Source organism: Wolbachia endosymbiont (group A) of Sympetrum striolatum (genome assembly GCF_947250715.1).
In the GTDB taxonomy this organism is placed as follows: domain Bacteria; phylum Pseudomonadota; class Alphaproteobacteria; order Rickettsiales; family Anaplasmataceae; genus Wolbachia.
The window spans coordinates 1138236-1153837 of the sequence record NZ_OX366342.1 but is presented as its reverse complement, the minus strand read 5'-3'; the positions used below and the strand labels follow the sequence as shown (position 1 = coordinate 1153837).

General features: G+C 33.9%; 17 protein-coding genes and 1 pseudogene. 8 read left to right on the top strand and 10 right to left on the bottom strand.

Going from position 1 to position 15602, the window contains the following annotated elements:
- The 3 genes from OOK87_RS05690 (at position 1) to OOK87_RS05680 (ending at position 3376) form a co-directional block, all read left to right on the top strand.
- On the top strand, positions 1 to 1050 hold the full coding sequence (locus OOK87_RS05690; RefSeq protein WP_264687713.1) for a threonine aldolase family protein: 1050 nt from the start codon (positions 1 to 3) through the stop codon (positions 1048 to 1050).
- Positions 1047 to 2090, top strand: coding sequence for a threonine aldolase family protein (locus OOK87_RS05685; protein ID WP_264687714.1), 1044 nt, complete (start codon positions 1047 to 1049; stop codon positions 2088 to 2090). Before OOK87_RS05690 ends, OOK87_RS05685 begins: the two co-directional genes overlap by 4 nt.
- Before the next feature lie 140 nt (positions 2091 to 2230).
- Positions 2231 to 3376 carry an MFS transporter gene (locus OOK87_RS05680; RefSeq protein WP_353275342.1) on the top strand — a complete coding sequence of 382 codons (1146 nt, stop codon included), beginning with the start codon at positions 2231 to 2233 and terminating at the stop codon, positions 3374 to 3376.
- A 17-nt stretch (positions 3377 to 3393) separates the two neighbouring features.
- Here the strand turns inward: OOK87_RS05680 and OOK87_RS05675 are convergent, their stop codons facing one another.
- The 3 genes from OOK87_RS05675 to OOK87_RS05665 form a co-directional block, all read right to left on the bottom strand.
- The gene (locus tag OOK87_RS05675; RefSeq protein ID WP_264687716.1) at positions 3394 to 4701 is read right to left on the bottom strand and encodes a UDP-glucose dehydrogenase family protein; all 1308 of its coding nucleotides are present in this window, start codon (positions 4699 to 4701) and stop codon (positions 3394 to 3396) included.
- Between the two features lie 47 nt (positions 4702 to 4748).
- On the bottom strand, positions 4749 to 5648 hold the full coding sequence (locus tag OOK87_RS05670; protein WP_264687717.1) for a DMT family transporter: 900 nt from the start codon (positions 5646 to 5648) through the stop codon (positions 4749 to 4751).
- Between the two features lie 306 nt (positions 5649 to 5954).
- Positions 5955 to 6152, bottom strand: coding sequence for a hypothetical protein (locus OOK87_RS05665; protein WP_155968442.1), 198 nt, complete (start codon positions 6150 to 6152; stop codon positions 5955 to 5957).
- Between the two features lie 412 nt (positions 6153 to 6564).
- Between OOK87_RS05665 and lpdA the strand changes: the two genes are divergently transcribed.
- Positions 6565 to 7950, top strand: a complete 1386-nt coding sequence (gene lpdA / locus OOK87_RS05660) for a dihydrolipoyl dehydrogenase (RefSeq protein ID WP_264688322.1) — start codon at positions 6565 to 6567, stop codon at positions 7948 to 7950.
- 1 nt (position 7951) lies between these two features.
- On the opposite strand, the gene OOK87_RS05655 is transcribed toward lpdA, so the two are convergent.
- The gene (locus tag OOK87_RS05655; protein ID WP_264688321.1) at positions 7952 to 8344 is read right to left on the bottom strand and encodes a hypothetical protein; all 393 of its coding nucleotides are present in this window, start codon (positions 8342 to 8344) and stop codon (positions 7952 to 7954) included.
- A gap of 73 nt (positions 8345 to 8417) precedes the next feature.
- Here OOK87_RS05655 and murG point away from each other — a divergent pair, with 73 nt between their 5' ends.
- Positions 8418 to 9503: an undecaprenyldiphospho-muramoylpentapeptide beta-N-acetylglucosaminyltransferase gene (gene murG / locus OOK87_RS05650; RefSeq protein ID WP_253309512.1), complete on the top strand. Its 1086-nt coding sequence runs from the start codon at positions 8418 to 8420 to the stop codon at positions 9501 to 9503.
- Here murG and OOK87_RS05645 read toward each other — a convergent pair.
- Together OOK87_RS05645 and OOK87_RS05640 are read right to left on the bottom strand one after the other, a co-directional pair.
- Positions 9444 to 10674, bottom strand: a pseudogene (locus tag OOK87_RS05645) (IS256-like element ISWpi15 family transposase). The gene murG and the pseudogene OOK87_RS05645 overlap by 60 nt on opposite strands.
- An 85-nt stretch (positions 10675 to 10759) precedes the next feature.
- Positions 10760 to 11059 carry an ETC complex I subunit gene (locus OOK87_RS05640; RefSeq protein ID WP_264688320.1) on the bottom strand — a complete coding sequence of 100 codons (300 nt, stop codon included), beginning with the start codon at positions 11057 to 11059 and terminating at the stop codon, positions 10760 to 10762.
- A gap of 145 nt (positions 11060 to 11204) precedes the next feature.
- Between OOK87_RS05640 and OOK87_RS05635 the strand changes: the two genes are divergently transcribed.
- From OOK87_RS05635 to OOK87_RS07545, 3 genes are all read left to right on the top strand, one after another.
- Positions 11205 to 11813, top strand: a complete 609-nt coding sequence (locus OOK87_RS05635) for a 50S ribosomal protein L25/general stress protein Ctc (RefSeq protein ID WP_250295275.1) — start codon at positions 11205 to 11207, stop codon at positions 11811 to 11813.
- Positions 11814 to 11815: 2 nt separating this feature from the next.
- Complete coding sequence (pth, locus tag OOK87_RS05630) at positions 11816 to 12364, top strand: aminoacyl-tRNA hydrolase (protein ID WP_253309378.1); 549 nt, start codon at positions 11816 to 11818, stop codon at positions 12362 to 12364.
- Positions 12365 to 12854: 490 nt separating this feature from the next.
- Positions 12855 to 12980, top strand: a complete 126-nt coding sequence (locus tag OOK87_RS07545) for a hypothetical protein (RefSeq protein WP_264688319.1) — start codon at positions 12855 to 12857, stop codon at positions 12978 to 12980.
- A 283-nt stretch (positions 12981 to 13263) separates the two neighbouring features.
- Here OOK87_RS07545 and OOK87_RS05620 read toward each other — a convergent pair whose 3' ends face one another.
- The 4 genes from OOK87_RS05620 to OOK87_RS05605 form a co-directional block, all read right to left on the bottom strand.
- Positions 13264 to 14040 carry a hypothetical protein gene (locus tag OOK87_RS05620; protein WP_264688318.1) on the bottom strand — a complete coding sequence of 259 codons (777 nt, stop codon included), beginning with the start codon at positions 14038 to 14040 and terminating at the stop codon, positions 13264 to 13266.
- Positions 14041 to 14105: 65 nt separating this feature from the next.
- Positions 14106 to 14495 carry a phage tail protein gene (locus OOK87_RS05615; RefSeq protein ID WP_264688317.1) on the bottom strand — a complete coding sequence of 130 codons (390 nt, stop codon included), beginning with the start codon at positions 14493 to 14495 and terminating at the stop codon, positions 14106 to 14108.
- A complete protein-coding gene (gp17, locus tag OOK87_RS05610; RefSeq protein ID WP_253309381.1) occupies positions 14470 to 14880 on the bottom strand; it encodes a tail completion protein gp17 in 411 nt (136 codons plus the stop codon). Before gp17 ends, OOK87_RS05615 begins: the two co-directional genes overlap by 26 nt.
- Positions 14881 to 15023: 143 nt before the next feature.
- A complete protein-coding gene (locus OOK87_RS05605) occupies positions 15024 to 15572 on the bottom strand; it encodes a head-tail connector protein (protein ID WP_264688316.1) in 549 nt (182 codons plus the stop codon).
- Positions 15573 to 15602: the final 30 nt, after the last annotated feature.

Sequence of the window (15602 nt, the reverse complement as noted above, 5' to 3'; positions counted from 1 at the left end):
ATGGAAAAAATTATTGATCTGAGAAGTGACACTACAACTCTGCAGAGCTCCAACGTTATACATGCAATAAGTAATGCAACTGTTGGAGATTTTGCTTATGGTGAAGACAAAAGCTGTAATGACTTATCAGAATATTGCAAACAATTATTCAAAGTAGAAGAGGCATTATTTGTAACCAGCGGTATGCTTGCAAATAGATTAGCCATTGCCAGTCAAACAAGTCCTGGTGATGAACTAATAACTCATTATAATTATCACGTTAATTTTTTCGATAGTGCAGGCAATGCAAAAGTAAATAATATCGTATTTAATTGTATTAGAAATAATAGCGGAATCTTAGATGTTGCTGAAGTAGAATGTGCTATTAATTCTAAGCCGAGGTATAAAATTTTTGCTCAGGTGAGTCTTGTTTCTATAGAAAATAGTATAAATGGGTTTAATGGTAAAATTTATCCTTTTGAAAAACAAGTCGAGTTATATCACTTTTTAAAAGCTCACAATGTAAATCTTCATTTAGACGGTGCAAGAATATTTAATGCTCATATCGAAACAAATATTGCTTTAGCAGATTATGCTAAATATGTGGATACAATGAGCTTTTCTTTTACTAAAGGACTTGGCGCTCCTTTTGGTTCAATGCTTATGGGTAAAAGAGAGATAATTGAAAGGGCTAAAAAGCTACAGGTTTGGCTAGGTAGTGGTTATCATCAGATAGGGTATTGTGCTAATGCAGCAAAGTATGTACTACAGAACAATATTTCTAGGCTTAAAGAAGACAATAAACTCGCCAAACTGTTTGCAGACAAGATTAAGGAAATTCCACACATAAAACTGGTACTACCTTATCCAGAAACTAATATAGTAAGCTTTAGTATAAAAGCACTAAATGTAACTAATGAGGTTTTCTTGAGTAAGTGCCAAGCTTATGGTTTATTACTTTTTCCTTGGCTCGAGTCTCATATAAGAGCAGTTACCCATCTTGGCACAAAGGAAACAGACATCATGAAAGCTGCTGAAATTATAAAGGAGGTTGTGTTAAATTTAATATGAGAATAAAAATAGATTTCTTTAGCGATTCAAACACTGACCCTTCAGCTAAAATGAGGGAAGCGATGGCTAAAGCAAAAGTTGGAAACGAAGCTGCATGTGAAGATCCAACTGTGAACGAATTAGTGGCAACCGCATGTAAAATATTAGGTAAACCTGCAGGAATCTTTTTGATTTCAGGAACAATGTCCAATGTAATTGCTTATAAAGTACACATTCAAAGACCTGGTGATTACTTGCTGCTTGATGAAACTTCACATCCGCTCATAGTACAATCTGGCTTGATCGCAGCCCAGGCACATGCCACTCCTTTGCCAATCAAAGGTACGAGAGGAATATTTACTGGAGAACAAATTGTTGAGTTTATTACTCGTCCTAGTTTAAGAAATATTCCGAGAGTTGGGCTTGTTTCTATCGAACAAACGACAAATTTTGGTGGTGGAGCTGTGTGGCCTTTAGAATATATTCAAGAGATCTCAAGTCTCTGCAAAGAGAATGACGTATTCACTCATTTAGATGGAGCAAGACTGTTCAACGCTTGTGCTCATACTAAAATATCTCCAAAAGAGTATGCAAGTTATTTTGATTCGGTATTCATTGATTTTAGTAAAGGATTAGGTGCTCCAATGGGCGCAATATTGCTTGGAAGTGAAGAGTTTATTGAAAAAGCTTGGTACTATAAGTTTCAAATTGGCGGAGGTATGCACCAAGCTGGCATTATTTCAGCTGCATGTTTATATGCTCTACGTAATAATGTAAATTCTTTAGAAGAAGATCATAAAAAAATGCAGCACCTTATAGAAGGCCTAGACTCAATAGATCAAGTTATAATTGATATTGACCTATACAAAACTAATATAGCGTATTTCTCATTACGTAATAATTGTATATCTACTCAAGAATTAATAAACGTACTAATAACAAATTATGGAATTAGAATGGCTAACATCAAAGGTAAAATCAGAGCTATAACACATAGAGATATAAGCTATGAAGATATTAATATTACTGTATCTGCTATAAGAAAGATACTAAGTAAGTAATTTTCTGCACTAATTGTTTGAAAACTTCTTGTCAAATAATATTATACCAATATAGTATTATGCTGGCATCTGCATAGAGCTATTTGGGAATAGGTGTGAACTTTGTCTTCTTTCAATATTTACTATTCTTCTGTGGATATATGCTGCTTTATTTATCAAGACAAAGTATACCAATTGCTCTACCACTGTTAATAGATACTGACCATGTAAAATTAAGCTATTTTTTTGCCTGCTTTTCTTTTTTTTATGGAGTATCAAAATTCGTTAATGGAATAGTCATGGACTCCAAAAATAATCCACTATTTATGTTTGGGCTATGCAATATTGCAACTGGATTATTAACCATTGGTATAACTTTATCATATAATAATCTAACTTTATTACTGTTAACATTAATATTATTAGCTTGGACACAAGGGTTAGGTTGGCCAGCTATTACCAAGTTTATGGTTACAAACTCTAGCCTCTCTTCAATTGCATCATCATGGGGAGTTATGAGCGCATCTCAGCAACTTGGTTCTTGTATTACTTTAATTGTATTACCAAGTATAATAAAAATGTATGATGCAAAGAGTGCATTTTTGTACTCTGGTCTCTTATGCTTACTTTTTGGAATTTATATAATATTAAAAGCATATTACAAAGAAAGTGCCAACTTTACTACCTATTATAAGGTGCATAAATCTCAAATAGGTATCAAGGTAACAAGTTCCATATGGTTTCTATGTTGTGCTACTTTTTGTGCTTATATTATAAAAATGGGAATCTTCTTTTGGTTTCCTATAATTTTAAGGGATAAATTACAAATTTCTCTTGTACAATCCTCACTAATAACAGGTGTATATGATTTAGGTGGAATCCTTGGAACTTTAATCACAGGAAGAATTAGTGATATGTACTTCTTTCAAAATAGAAGCTTGCTGGCATTACTTTACATGTTGGGTATAGCACTCACTTTTATTGCAATGAACTTTGGTCAAAACATAATTCTTATGAACCTTGGTGCAATCTTATCAGGATTCTTTATATTTGGAGTTCAAGTACTGACAGGTGTTATAGCTGTAGAAATTGCTTCACAAAATAATGTATGTGCAATTGTAAGCTTAACAGGATTATTTGGGTATATTGCAAGTTCAATATTTTCATGCGTGCTCTTAGGAGTACTTGTTAAGCACTGTGGTAACAGTATTATGTTTTCATTTTTTTCCATTTGCTCTGTTGTTGCACTCGTTTGCTTTTCCATATTATCAAGCAAAGACCTTAAAAAACTAAGTAAAGCGGTGTAAAAAATATTTCTCAACAGTTAAACTTTGTAGATAGATTTTTTACCCAAGGAATAAACATGGTAACCATATCTTAGTAACAGCTCGCTATCTAATAAATTACGGAAATCAAAAACATTAGGTGCAGTCATAATACTCTTTAAACTTGCAAAATCTTGATTTTTAAATTCTTTCCACTCCGTTAACAATAACAAGGCTTCCGCGTCCCTTGCAGCCCCTATAGCATTGTCCGCGTACTCTATATCCTTTAGAACTTGCCTAGCATTATCCATCCCCATTGGGTCATATGCAGTAATTTTAGCCTTGTTATTCACTAACAATTGTGCAATATCTATAGCTGGGCTATTTCTTACATCATCAGTACCAGACTTAAAAGTTAGCCCCCATATTGCTATTTTTTTATTTTGGACTCCATTTAATAGATATTCTACCTTTTTAGCAATGTTTGTTATATGATTATAGTTAGATTCCTTAACTGAATTTAAAATTTGTAGCTTGACATTGTGATCTTCAGCAAGCCTTATTAAGGCCGATAAATCTTTAGGAAAACATGATCCTCCAAATCCTGGACCAGCTTTGAGAAACTCCTTACCTATTCTATGGTCCATTCCCATAGTGTTAGCTAAAAGGTCAATGTCTGCTCCTAATAGCTCACATAAACCTGCCATCTCATTGATAAAAGCAACCTTTGTTGCTAGAAAAGCATTAGAAGCATATTTAATCATTTCAGCAGTAACTGTATCAGTGACCATTAACGGAATATTCTTATCTATAAATGATTTATATATAACTTCTAGTTTTGCCCTAGCTAGCTTAGTTTTTACTCCTATTATTATCCTATCTGGGTATAAAAAATCTGATACTGCAGAGCCTTGCTTGAGAAACTCTGGATTAACCCCCAAATCAAAGTTATAGCCCTTATTAGATAAATAATTATATATATTTTCTGCAGTACCAGGAGGAACAGTTGACTTTATCACTATTAAGCAATCTTGATTAACTCTCTCAGAAACTTCACTTACTGCATTATATACATTCTTTAAATTTGCATTTCCTAGGGAGTCTGATGGAGTATCTACAGTTATAAATACTACTTCTGTATTGGGATTTATTTGAAAATACGAATCGAAAAATCTTATCCTTTGTGACTTTATATTATTCTCTAAATAATCTGCTAATCCAGGTTCATATAGAGGAATGTTCCCTGATTTCAAAAGTTCAATCTTCTCAGTATTTATGTCAATGCAATCAACTTTATGGCCCTGCTCCGATAACATTGTACCAGATACTAATCCTACATACCCTACTCCTATAATAGTTATGTGCATTTTATTATCACCTTAAAAATATAGCTTAGCATCTAAAATAAATACCATTAACAATTATAAACTTTTGTTGTTACACTATTTTTCTTAATTGCCTTACCTTCCGAATAAGCTATAAATAAGGTTGATGGTATTAATATCAAAGTACCATATAAAGCACTTTTATCAGGTAATTCATTAAATATAACGTATGCTACTATTGCAGAAATTATTAGCTCTATGTACCTATAAGGTGCAAGTGCAGTAGCATCAGTAAGAGTAAAAGCTTTTAACATAAAGAGCAAAATTAGATTTGAATTAATTCCCAAAATCAGCAGTAATACTAATTCCAACAAGGAAGGCATATGCCAATAAAATAACAAAGGTGGAGTAGAAAAAACAGTTGTCATTAGAGCTGAATAAAATAACATACTTATTACTGACTCTTTTATCACAAGTTTCTTATTAAGTATGTCTAATATAGCAAAGATTAATGCAGATACAATAAAAATAAGAATTTTAGGATTAAAGTCTTCACTATGAGCTTTGATAGTAATAGCAATACCAACAAAACCAATAATAGTTACTATCCATCTTTGCCAAATTATATTTTCGTTTAGTAAAGGGATTGCAAGAAATATAACAAATAATGGTATAGAAAAACTTATAATCGTTGCAGTTACTATGGGGAAAGTACTCAATCCATATGTCCATAAGACCATTCCACAAAACAACAGTGTTCCTCTAGTTATTTGAATAGATATTTGACTTGTTTTAAAAGCTTCTATTCCATAGTAAAACATAAAAGGTACAAGGGTAATAGTGGTAAACAGAAAGCGGAAAAAAATTATTTCAAAACTCTGAAGATGTAAACTTAGATATTTTGATATAGTATCATTAGCTACACTACTAAGTAAGCTAAGTATAAACCAGATAACCCCAAACAAATAAGCTCTCAATCTGTAATCCATAAAGCTTCTGATTTAATAGATACGATGTACTCATATAATTTTACTACAAAACTAATAATATAAAAGTTTTCTGATGTACGTCCCCAGAATGTGATCGTAAGGGTCCATTATAAATAATTCGGGAAATTTCGTCTCTGTAGACATATTAAGAACTACGTAACGAATGTTTATATTTGTGAGTAATAGTAAGGTTCAAGGTAAGGAAAATGCTAGTGAGGTAAAGTAGAATAACGTTGATTTGATAATTTAAGCTCATCTTCCCTCTTGCTACATCTCTCTTTAAATATCTCCTCTTTTGCAGCAGGTCTATAGAATTATACAGAGTATTTTATCTTCCAATACAGGCAATCTTGACGTTCTTCCATGGCATTTCTTCTGTTCTTGAACTTTTTCCCACTCTGGGCGCACTTTTTCTACAACCTTTTCGAATTCTTCTATTTTCAAACCTGTTACATCTCGAAAATTTCTCGGATGTTCTTTTAGATTATGGTAGTTTAAGCTCATCTTCCCTCTCTATTCTCTTGCTATACCTCCCTATTTTATAACCATTCCTACTCTTTTGCAGCAGGTTTAAAGAAATACTAAAGGCAAAAGATACGCTTGCGTAGTTCGAAAGCTTTCTATAGGATAAGTCTCACCTGATTTACAAATAGAATTGTTATGTTAGATGTTTGCTATTTATTCTTAAGCTCATTTTAACAGCATTTTGCTTTTTTTAGTATGTAGGGGTTTTCTAGGAATTATCCTATTGAATTCTATGATATTATTTTTTGTAACATTGTTATACATATCATGATAAGGGGGCTGGCGGAGTTTGTCAAGCAAGTTTTTTCGTTTCTATGTTGTCAGCTACCTGAATATTGATCATACGGGTTCCATCTGTTATATATAATCTTTTTGAATACGAAGAAAACTGATGAATGAGTATGATATTACGGTTATAGGTAGCGGTCCTGGTGGTTATATAGCAGCAATTAGGGCGGCACAGCTTGGGTTTAAAACTGCAATTGTAGAAAAAGAAAAAAATTTAGGCGGTATATGCTTAAATTGGGGATGTATACCAACAAAATCACTACTTAGAGCATCTGAGGTTTATAGGCTAATAAAAAGATCAAAAGAGTTTGGTATAGAAGTAAAGGGAGCGAGTTTTGATATACAATCAATAGTGAAATACTCAAGAAACGTTGTTGATAAATTGTCAAGCGGTGTTGCATATTTGATGAAAAAAAATAACATCAAAGTTCATCAAGGCTTTGGTAAACTTGCAGGCAATAGTACTATAAAAGTTGCTGGCGATAAGGAAGAACAAGAAATTGTTTCCAAACATATCATTTTAGCAACAGGCGTGAGAGCACGGAATCTGCCTGGAATAGAGGCAGATGGAGATTTAATATGGAATGCGCAGCACGCTATGACTCCAGAGAGATTACCAAAATCACTACTAATCATAGGGTCTGGTGCAATTGGAATAGAATTTGCAAGTTTTTATAGTACTTTGGGGGTTGATGTAACAATCATAGAGATAAAGAGCACTATTTTGCCGCTGGAAGATAAAGACATTTCAGGCCTAGCAGAAGAAATATTCACAAAACAGGGGATAAAAATATATACAAACAGTAGCGTAAAAGCTCTTACTAAAAGTAAAGACTCTGCTCAAGTGCTACTAAGTAGTGGCGAGAGCAAAGAATTTGATAGGGTGATTGTTGCGGTTGGAATTCAAGCAAATATTGAAAATATAGGTTTAGAAAATACAAAAATTAAATTAAGCCCTTCTGGTTTTATTGAAATGAATGAATGGTATGAAACTAGTGAATCAAATGTGTATGCAATAGGTGATGTAGCTGGCCCACCATGTTTAGCACATAAAGCGAGCAATGAAGCTGTGATCTGCGTTGAAAAGATTGCTGGTAAAAGTGCTCATGCGTTAAAAAAAGAATGCATACCAAATTGCACTTATTCTCATCCACAAATAGCGAGCATCGGCCTTACTGAGGAACAGGCAATAAGAGGTGGGTATGATGTAAAAATAGGAAAATTTCACTCTAACTTTAATGGTAAGTCTATTGCACTCAGTGAAACTGAAGGGTTAGTGAAAACAATTATAGACAAAAAGACAGGCGAACTTCTGGGTAGCCACATGATAGGTGCAGAAGTAACGGAGTTAATTAGCAATTTTGCTCTTGCAAAGCAACTAGAAGGAACAGACTTCGACATAAAATCTACGATTTTTCCTCATCCAACCATTTCAGAGATGATACACGAATCAGTGCTTGCTGCAGATGATGAGTCGTTAAATAGTTGAACTAACGTTCCATCGTTTTAGAGTTGTCAATGTCTTGGGTAGTAGTTTGATTAGGCACTTTAGTTTCAATAGATTGATTACCACCAGCATCAGAATTCTGTAACTCTTCTTTCAATCCCTTAGCTGCTTCTTTAACTTTAAGCTTTGCCTTTGGATGAAGATCTTCTGGGCCTTTTCCTTTAGTATCCAAACCTTGTTGTAGATTAGTGCTTTTCATTTTATTATGCTGCTCGTGCTCAGGTAGGTCAACAACCGAATTGAAAAGAATTTTTATTATATTTTTTAGCAGTTCTAAAAAACCTCCGCTTCTGCCTTCTCTTTGTTCTTGAGGTTTATTTTTCTCATTAGGTTCTTTTTTACTATTACTTTTAGGCATTTTTAACTCAACTATCATAAAGCTTAATAAAATTCTACGTGCAAATTATTAAATAACAGTTAACAATCTAGTGTTAATTTGTTATTTACAGATGGATATTATTTTAGCAACAGGTGGCACAGGTGGGCATATCTTTCCGGCCATAGCCTTAGCAAAAGCACTAAAGACACAAGGATACAATTGCATATTATTCACTGATAAAAAAACAAATAAAAATATCGACATAGAAAGCTATATTTTACCATTACGTAGACCAAGCGGCAACAAATTTAAATTTTTTCTTTTATTAATGTATAGTTGTGTGCTAGCAATATATAAAATCAGAAAATTGAAGCCAAGATTAGTAATTGGTTTTGGTAGCTATGCTTCTTTTCCAACTCTTCTTGCAGCAAGGGTTCTTTCTATACCTATAATTTTACATGAACAAAATACAGTTTTAGGAAGAGTAAATAGATTCTTTTTTAAGAGTGCAAAATTAATTGCAACCAGCTTTCCGGAGACTAAATATACAGAAGGTAATAAATGTATTTTTACAGGAAATTTTATTGATATAAAAGCACAGAGCCATTCTAGCACTGAGAAAGTCCTAAACATATTAGTCATAGCAGGTAGCCAAGGTGCAAATTTTTTTGATGATGTAGTAAGCAGCGTAATTTGTAATTTGCCTATTAAAATGAAAAAGAAAATTAGAGTGACGCAGCAATGTACGAAGAAAAATGTAAACAAGGTCAAGAGTCTATACAAAAGTGAAAAGATCGATTGTGAATTGAGTGAATTTTTTGATGATATGGAAAATAGATTGGCCAATGCTCACTTGGTAATTAGCAGAGCAGGAGCAACTTCAATAGCAGAGATCACTCTTGCTAGGCGCGCTGCTATATACATTCCTTACCCTGACTCAAAAGATAATCACCAATTTTATAACGCAAAATATATTGAAGATTCGGGAGCAGCTGTAATAGTTGAGCAGAATAGTGAAGCAAAAAAAAATCTAACAGAGGTACTATTTGATCTATTAAATAATTCTCAAAAATTGCGTGATATGACCAATAATACAAAAAAAACAGGGATAAAGAATGGGACGGGAGTGTTAAATAAACTGTGTCAAACCGCATTTTTAGTTCAACTCAATTTTCAATCTGCCAGGAAAGAAAACATCAAGTTGAGAGATAGTTAATGCCCAATCATGTACAGGCATCGTCCACTTTTCCTCTGCCTTCTTTATAGCACAATATACCTGCTTATACAAGGCATTTATGCTGGTAAATGAGCCTTTGGTCTTAGTGAATTTCCTAATTTGCCTATGTAGCCCCTCTATGGGATTGGTGGTGTAGATTATCCTCCTAACTGGACCAGAATACTTAAAATAACCAGACAAGTTTTCCCAATTATTCTGCCAAGATTTTATAACCATAGGGTACTTTGTGCCCCATTTTTCATCCAATTCCAACAGATAATTCTCGGCAATTTCCTTGCTTGAAGCTTGATATACCTTCTTTAAATCGCTCAAAAAACTCTTCGCATCTTTACTGGCCACATACTTCAGTGAGTTGCGTATCTGATGCACTATACACATCTGCACTTCCGCATTAGGAAAGACACTGTTTATAGCTGCAGGAAAGCTTTTCAGCCCATCAACGCAGGCAATAAGGATATCTTCTACTCCTCTTTCTTTGAGGTCATTTAGCACTCCCAACCAGAAGTTAGCTCCTTCACTTTCAGCCAAATAAAAACCTAATACTTCTTTTTTGCCATTTTGATCTATGCCTAATATGTTATACATGCATTTACTTACGCAATGCCCGTCCTCTTTGACTTTAAAAAACCATGAAAACTATCGGATATACAGACTGCAGCGGGCGACTACGCCATTCGTTGATTACTGGTAGCAATTTGTCAGTAATACTTGATATCTCTGCCGCCGATATTTTGTGATCATAAATTTCCTCAACATGTGACACTATATCTCTATAGCCCATACCACTGGCAAATGTGCTCAAAATCTTCGTTTCAAGCTCTGGATGTAAGTTTGTTTGCCTTTTTTTGACTATTTGTGGTTCGAAACTTCCTTCCCTATCTATTGGCGTCAAAAGCTCAAATGACCCTGCGCTTGTACGTAAAGTCTTTGCATTCCTCCCATTTCTTCGATTATTCTCTTCGCTTTCAGCCGACAAGTGGTTTTCTATTTCACCTTCCAGGCTTACCTCCAGCAACTTTTTTATAAACGGTGTTAATGCTCCATCTCTTCCTGTCAACGGTCTTCCTTCTCGTATAGACGACAGGATATTTGTTTCTAATTCTTTATAATCTACCAAACCGGTAGTTCTGTTTACTACTTTCTGACTCATTGTCAAACCTCCATTTTTTTATATCAATTTATTACTTTTTTTTCGGTTTGACACAGTTTATTTAACACTCCCTTTGTTGTGCAACTTACTTTAGTATGAAATTGCTTGCGTAAGATTTTGGCAGCCTCTTAACATTTTTTGGCATTTCAATTACGTATTTAACGTTGCGTTTTTTTGCGTAGAATACTACTTTTTCAAGAGAATCAAACTTTAATACAATCTGTTTTTTTGGATCTTTTGAGCCAACCCACCCCATTAAAGGTTCAATGTAGTAAGAACCAGATTCAATTTTTAGGTGCCAGAGATTTGTATTACCTAAACCAGATTGTGTTGCAGTTTTTGTTGGTTTATAAATCCTAAAAACTACTTTATCATCAATGCCCATAGTTCTTGTTAAATAAGCTTAAATATACATCTAAATAAATCCTTTCACAAACAATTAGTATGAAAGAATGAAGTTTGAAATAAATATTTTTATGTTATATTATTATTAAATTATATTAAAAGGATTAGCTGAATAGGAGTAATCGATGACGCAACAAGAAATAGTAACAATTAATGCAGAGTTACGTGATATAACAAAAACAAAAGCGATGCATTCTCTAAGGAAGAAAGGAAACATCCCTGGAATCATATATGGAAAGGGTCATGATAATGTAAATTTAACATTGTCTGCAAAGGAATTCACGAAGCAATATAAATCAGGCTCTCTTTCTGCACATTTGATAGAGCTGAATATTTCGGGCAAAAAGGAATATGCTCTTGTTCGCGATATCCAATTGCATGTAGTAAAGGATACTGTGCAACATGTTGATTTTCAATTTGTTGATAAAGGCAGCGAAATTAAAATAGACATACCTCTATCATTTGTGAATGAAAGTAAAGCTCCAGGGATCAAGTTAGGTGGAGTGCTTAATGTTTTGTGTCGTTCTATTGCTGTTAAATGCTCTCCTGATAAAATACCTCAGGTTATTGAAGTTGATTTATCCGGTAAAATGATTGGCCAGTCTATACATATTAATGATGTAAAATTACCAGAAGGTGTTAAGTTTGTAGCTCATGAAGAAGAAAATTTTACTATTGTTACAATTTCTGCTGCCGATAGTGACGTTGAAGAACCTCAAGCAGAAACAGAGTAATAGTGCATCTGATAGTTGGACTTGGTAACCCTGGTGGTCAATATGAGTTAACTCATCATAATATCGGCTTCATCGTAGTTGATAAAATTTACAAATATTGGAATTTCCAGTCGTTTTCTAAAAAAGCCGATTATCTAATAACCTCTGGCATAATTAATGATAATAAAATCATGTTAATAAAGCCTTATTCATTTATGAATAATTCAGGCATCCCTGTTGCAAAAATACGAAACTTTTACAAATTATCGCTAGATAATATCGTTGTCATACACGATGACGCTGATTTGGAAATTGGAAGAATAAAAATAAAGAAAGGTGGTAGCTCTGCTGGACATAATGGACTTAAATCCATAGATAGTTTTATTGGTAATGATTATTGGCGCTTGAGATTTGGAGTGGGTAGACCTGAAGATGAAAAAAGCTTAGCAGATTATGTATTATCAAAATTTTCAAATTTTGATAACGTTACTCCCTTAGTGGAAAAAATAGCAAAAAATATACACTTAATGCTGCAAGGAGATAATACAGCTTTTATCAATTTGATTGTATAATATTATGAAACACAAAACTAAATTTCACACAATTAAAATAACAGATTTCTTGTACTACCTCCCAAGCCACAACTGTCATTCAGTAGAAACAAAAAACTTCCTTGACAAACTCCGCCAGCCCCCTTATTATGACAATAAGGGTATTTATGACTCAAAACTTGTTTTTGACCTGCAGGCTCAATGACAAAATTCAGTAAAAAACTTAGGGTATTTTTTGGCGGATTACATAAAATTATAGCGGCTGCATGTCTTTTAAATTTTTTCTACATTCAGCCAAATCGCGCTTATTTTAAGCGTTAGCACATTATTACAGCGCCAGTTTAAATTATTATAGGGTCAAAACTCGCACCACGGGAGTTCTTTGCCTTTTTTTTCGTTTGGTAAATTTCTTAATATTTATGGCTTGGGTTAGTTACAAATTAAGAGCAATATTCACTAGGGAGGATGTCATCCGAGTAGCTTGACTACTTGGATCCAGGAAAGTTTGCTTGTGAGCAAGCAAACTATAGCTAACCCAAGTAAGGTTTCCCCGAGTGCTAAAATCAATAGCCGAATTGATATCGGGCCAAAAGTTCTGCAGAGCTTTTCTTATGGCATGCTTGATGGCAAACCATAACTTTTCAATTGGATTTAAATCCGGCGAGTATCTTTGTCTTTGCACATATTGCCAAATTTTTCAATTATCTTTTCTCTTGATTATCTTCTCCATAGTCATTTTTTTCTCGTCTACTACTTTCAAAACACGTTCCCTCAGATCCTCACTTTGGCATCATTCTACCTTATCTAAAGCCATTTTATACCTTTTTATCCCTTCTGGGGTAACCTTTTTTCAGTTAGCTATATAACCCTAATTATGAATTAACAGACAGTAGAATCGAAAGATTATTACAAGGAAAAGTCTACACAGATCGACCTTTTTGTGAATCTGCGTTTCTGCTTTCTTCAACTTGTTTTGCAAAAGATGTTTCCTGTTTGCTGATATGCTGAAGTGGCTTAGCAATTTCGCGCACAACGGCAGTAACTGCTGTTAAAAATGTTTTTAACAATGCACCTAAAGCTCCACCAACTGCTTCCCTGCCATATATATGAGCTTGCTTTTCGTTATCGTCAGCAGTTTCTCCTGCTCTCCTTCTTGGATCCATCCTATGAGCAATCACCGAAAACAACACTCCCCTGATTGAAGACTTCACTCGTTTTTTTGCTTCATCATCATGTGCTGTTTCATGTCCATGACTTAAGTGTTTAGCGTTCATTAGCTCCTTTTGTTGCTGGGCAAACATGCTACTTAATACTTCTTCTATTGCTTGCTTCCTTCTTTTCTCTCTAACCCTTTTCATAGATTCTGATTTATCGCGAGTATACTTTGTGGTTTCAAATTCTGCATCAATATCTTCAGACGCAGCCTGACTATATAAAGTCTCTATGAGCCTGTCTATGCTTCGCTTTATTTGCATAGTCCTTTCGTAACTATCCAAATTATCAATTCCTTCGTCGATCTGATTTAGAATATCCTCAAAAACTTTTAAATAGTCTTGAATATACTGTATTATGTATTGCTTATCTTCCTCTTTGTATTGTTCTTCTTGATTTTCATTTTCTAAACTTCTCTCTCTTCTGTCATTGTTATTTTCTTCAATATTACCACCGTCTTCCTCGAAAAGGTTTTCGTCGTTCATGATTTTTTTTAATTTAGTTAAAATTCTCACCAGTTACTATTGTATATGAAAAAATTAAATTAACATTAATGAAAAGCGTTTACAACTTCAGCACTCGCTAAAATTACAGTAAAACTGTCAAAAGCAGCGGGGTCATAATATCTCTCATACAGTTCAACTAAACACCTTAATCTGATCTTTTCCTTAGTGTTAAAATTAATTTCATAATCATTATTAGAGTTTAATATAGCAGAATTACGTAATAATTCATCAGCTAATACAGAGTCTAAAATTCCATTAATTTTTATCGTAATGTGTCTGCTTCCAGCACAATCGAGCACTTTTCTCCAGCCAAAAGAAGAAATATCTTTCACCTCTTCTCTGTTATTACGCAAAGTAAACCTTAGGTTTCGTATATTATTTAACACAATAAAATTATTGTCATGATCTTTAATTTTTAGCTGTAATTTGCTCATTATCGCCTCCTTTCATTAAAATATCAAAATTAATTGTTGAATGTAAAATTTCATCGTGCTGACTAATAGCACAATTACTTTCCAAAATAGTTTCATTATCAGAATATTTAATACTCTTAAGTATCAAGTTAATATGCCTTATAATGGCAAACATACTGCCTATATGATGGGTATATATGTCGCATGAAAATCTTGCCTTTGTAGCAAAATTGGACAGCATGTGCAGATTATTATAATTCACTACATGCAATCTCAGATAAGGAATGGTGACCTGTTTAGGTAAGTAGTCATAAATGTTAGTAACATATTTCCTTAAATCAGAGTTTGCTTTTAGTGCTGCATAAATACTATTGTACAACTCGTTTATAGCTTGAATTTTTTCCATGATTAATCCTCGAAAGATATATAGCTAAAACATAAGCAGCGTTTCCCGATACAAACTCGTCATCCCGCTGCTTGTTAGCGGGATCTATGTGAGATACCGTGACGGTATGACGTAGGTAGCCCAGTTTGGATGACAAGAAAGAGCTACAAAACAACCTTTGGTTCGCGAAATGGAGAATACACCTTCTTCACTTCAGACAAATGGCTACTTACCCCCGATTCACGATCTTTGTAAATAGCAGAAACATGCCGCATAATACCTAGTTTTATCTGCTCAGGAACATTGTCATAGCCAGCCTCGTATACAACATCAACTCTTATTGCATTCAAATAATTGAAAAACTCAACGTAGCCCCCTACATCACTAAAATAATACTTAAGTGTTCTCTTCTCTTGACCTTTAGACATCATTGCAGTAGCCAATACTATCTTACTCACAGGGCCATAGCTTAAATAGATCCTACGAGGTACATAATCTTCATATGAAACTTGCCATGTTTGTTTCACCAGTGACTTTTCCATATGCCACTCAGCATAATCAGTTGCCATAAAAATTAGATCTGAAATCAACTTATCATCTTGATCGTTCTCAATGCGTAAAAAAGATTTAACCTCTTCTAAAGTAACTGGAAAAGATTCAGGCTTAGATTTACGTTGCACATGTATTCTTGGTGAAGTAGATCTTGTTGACATGATAACCCTCCTTATAAATATATTTTTGTC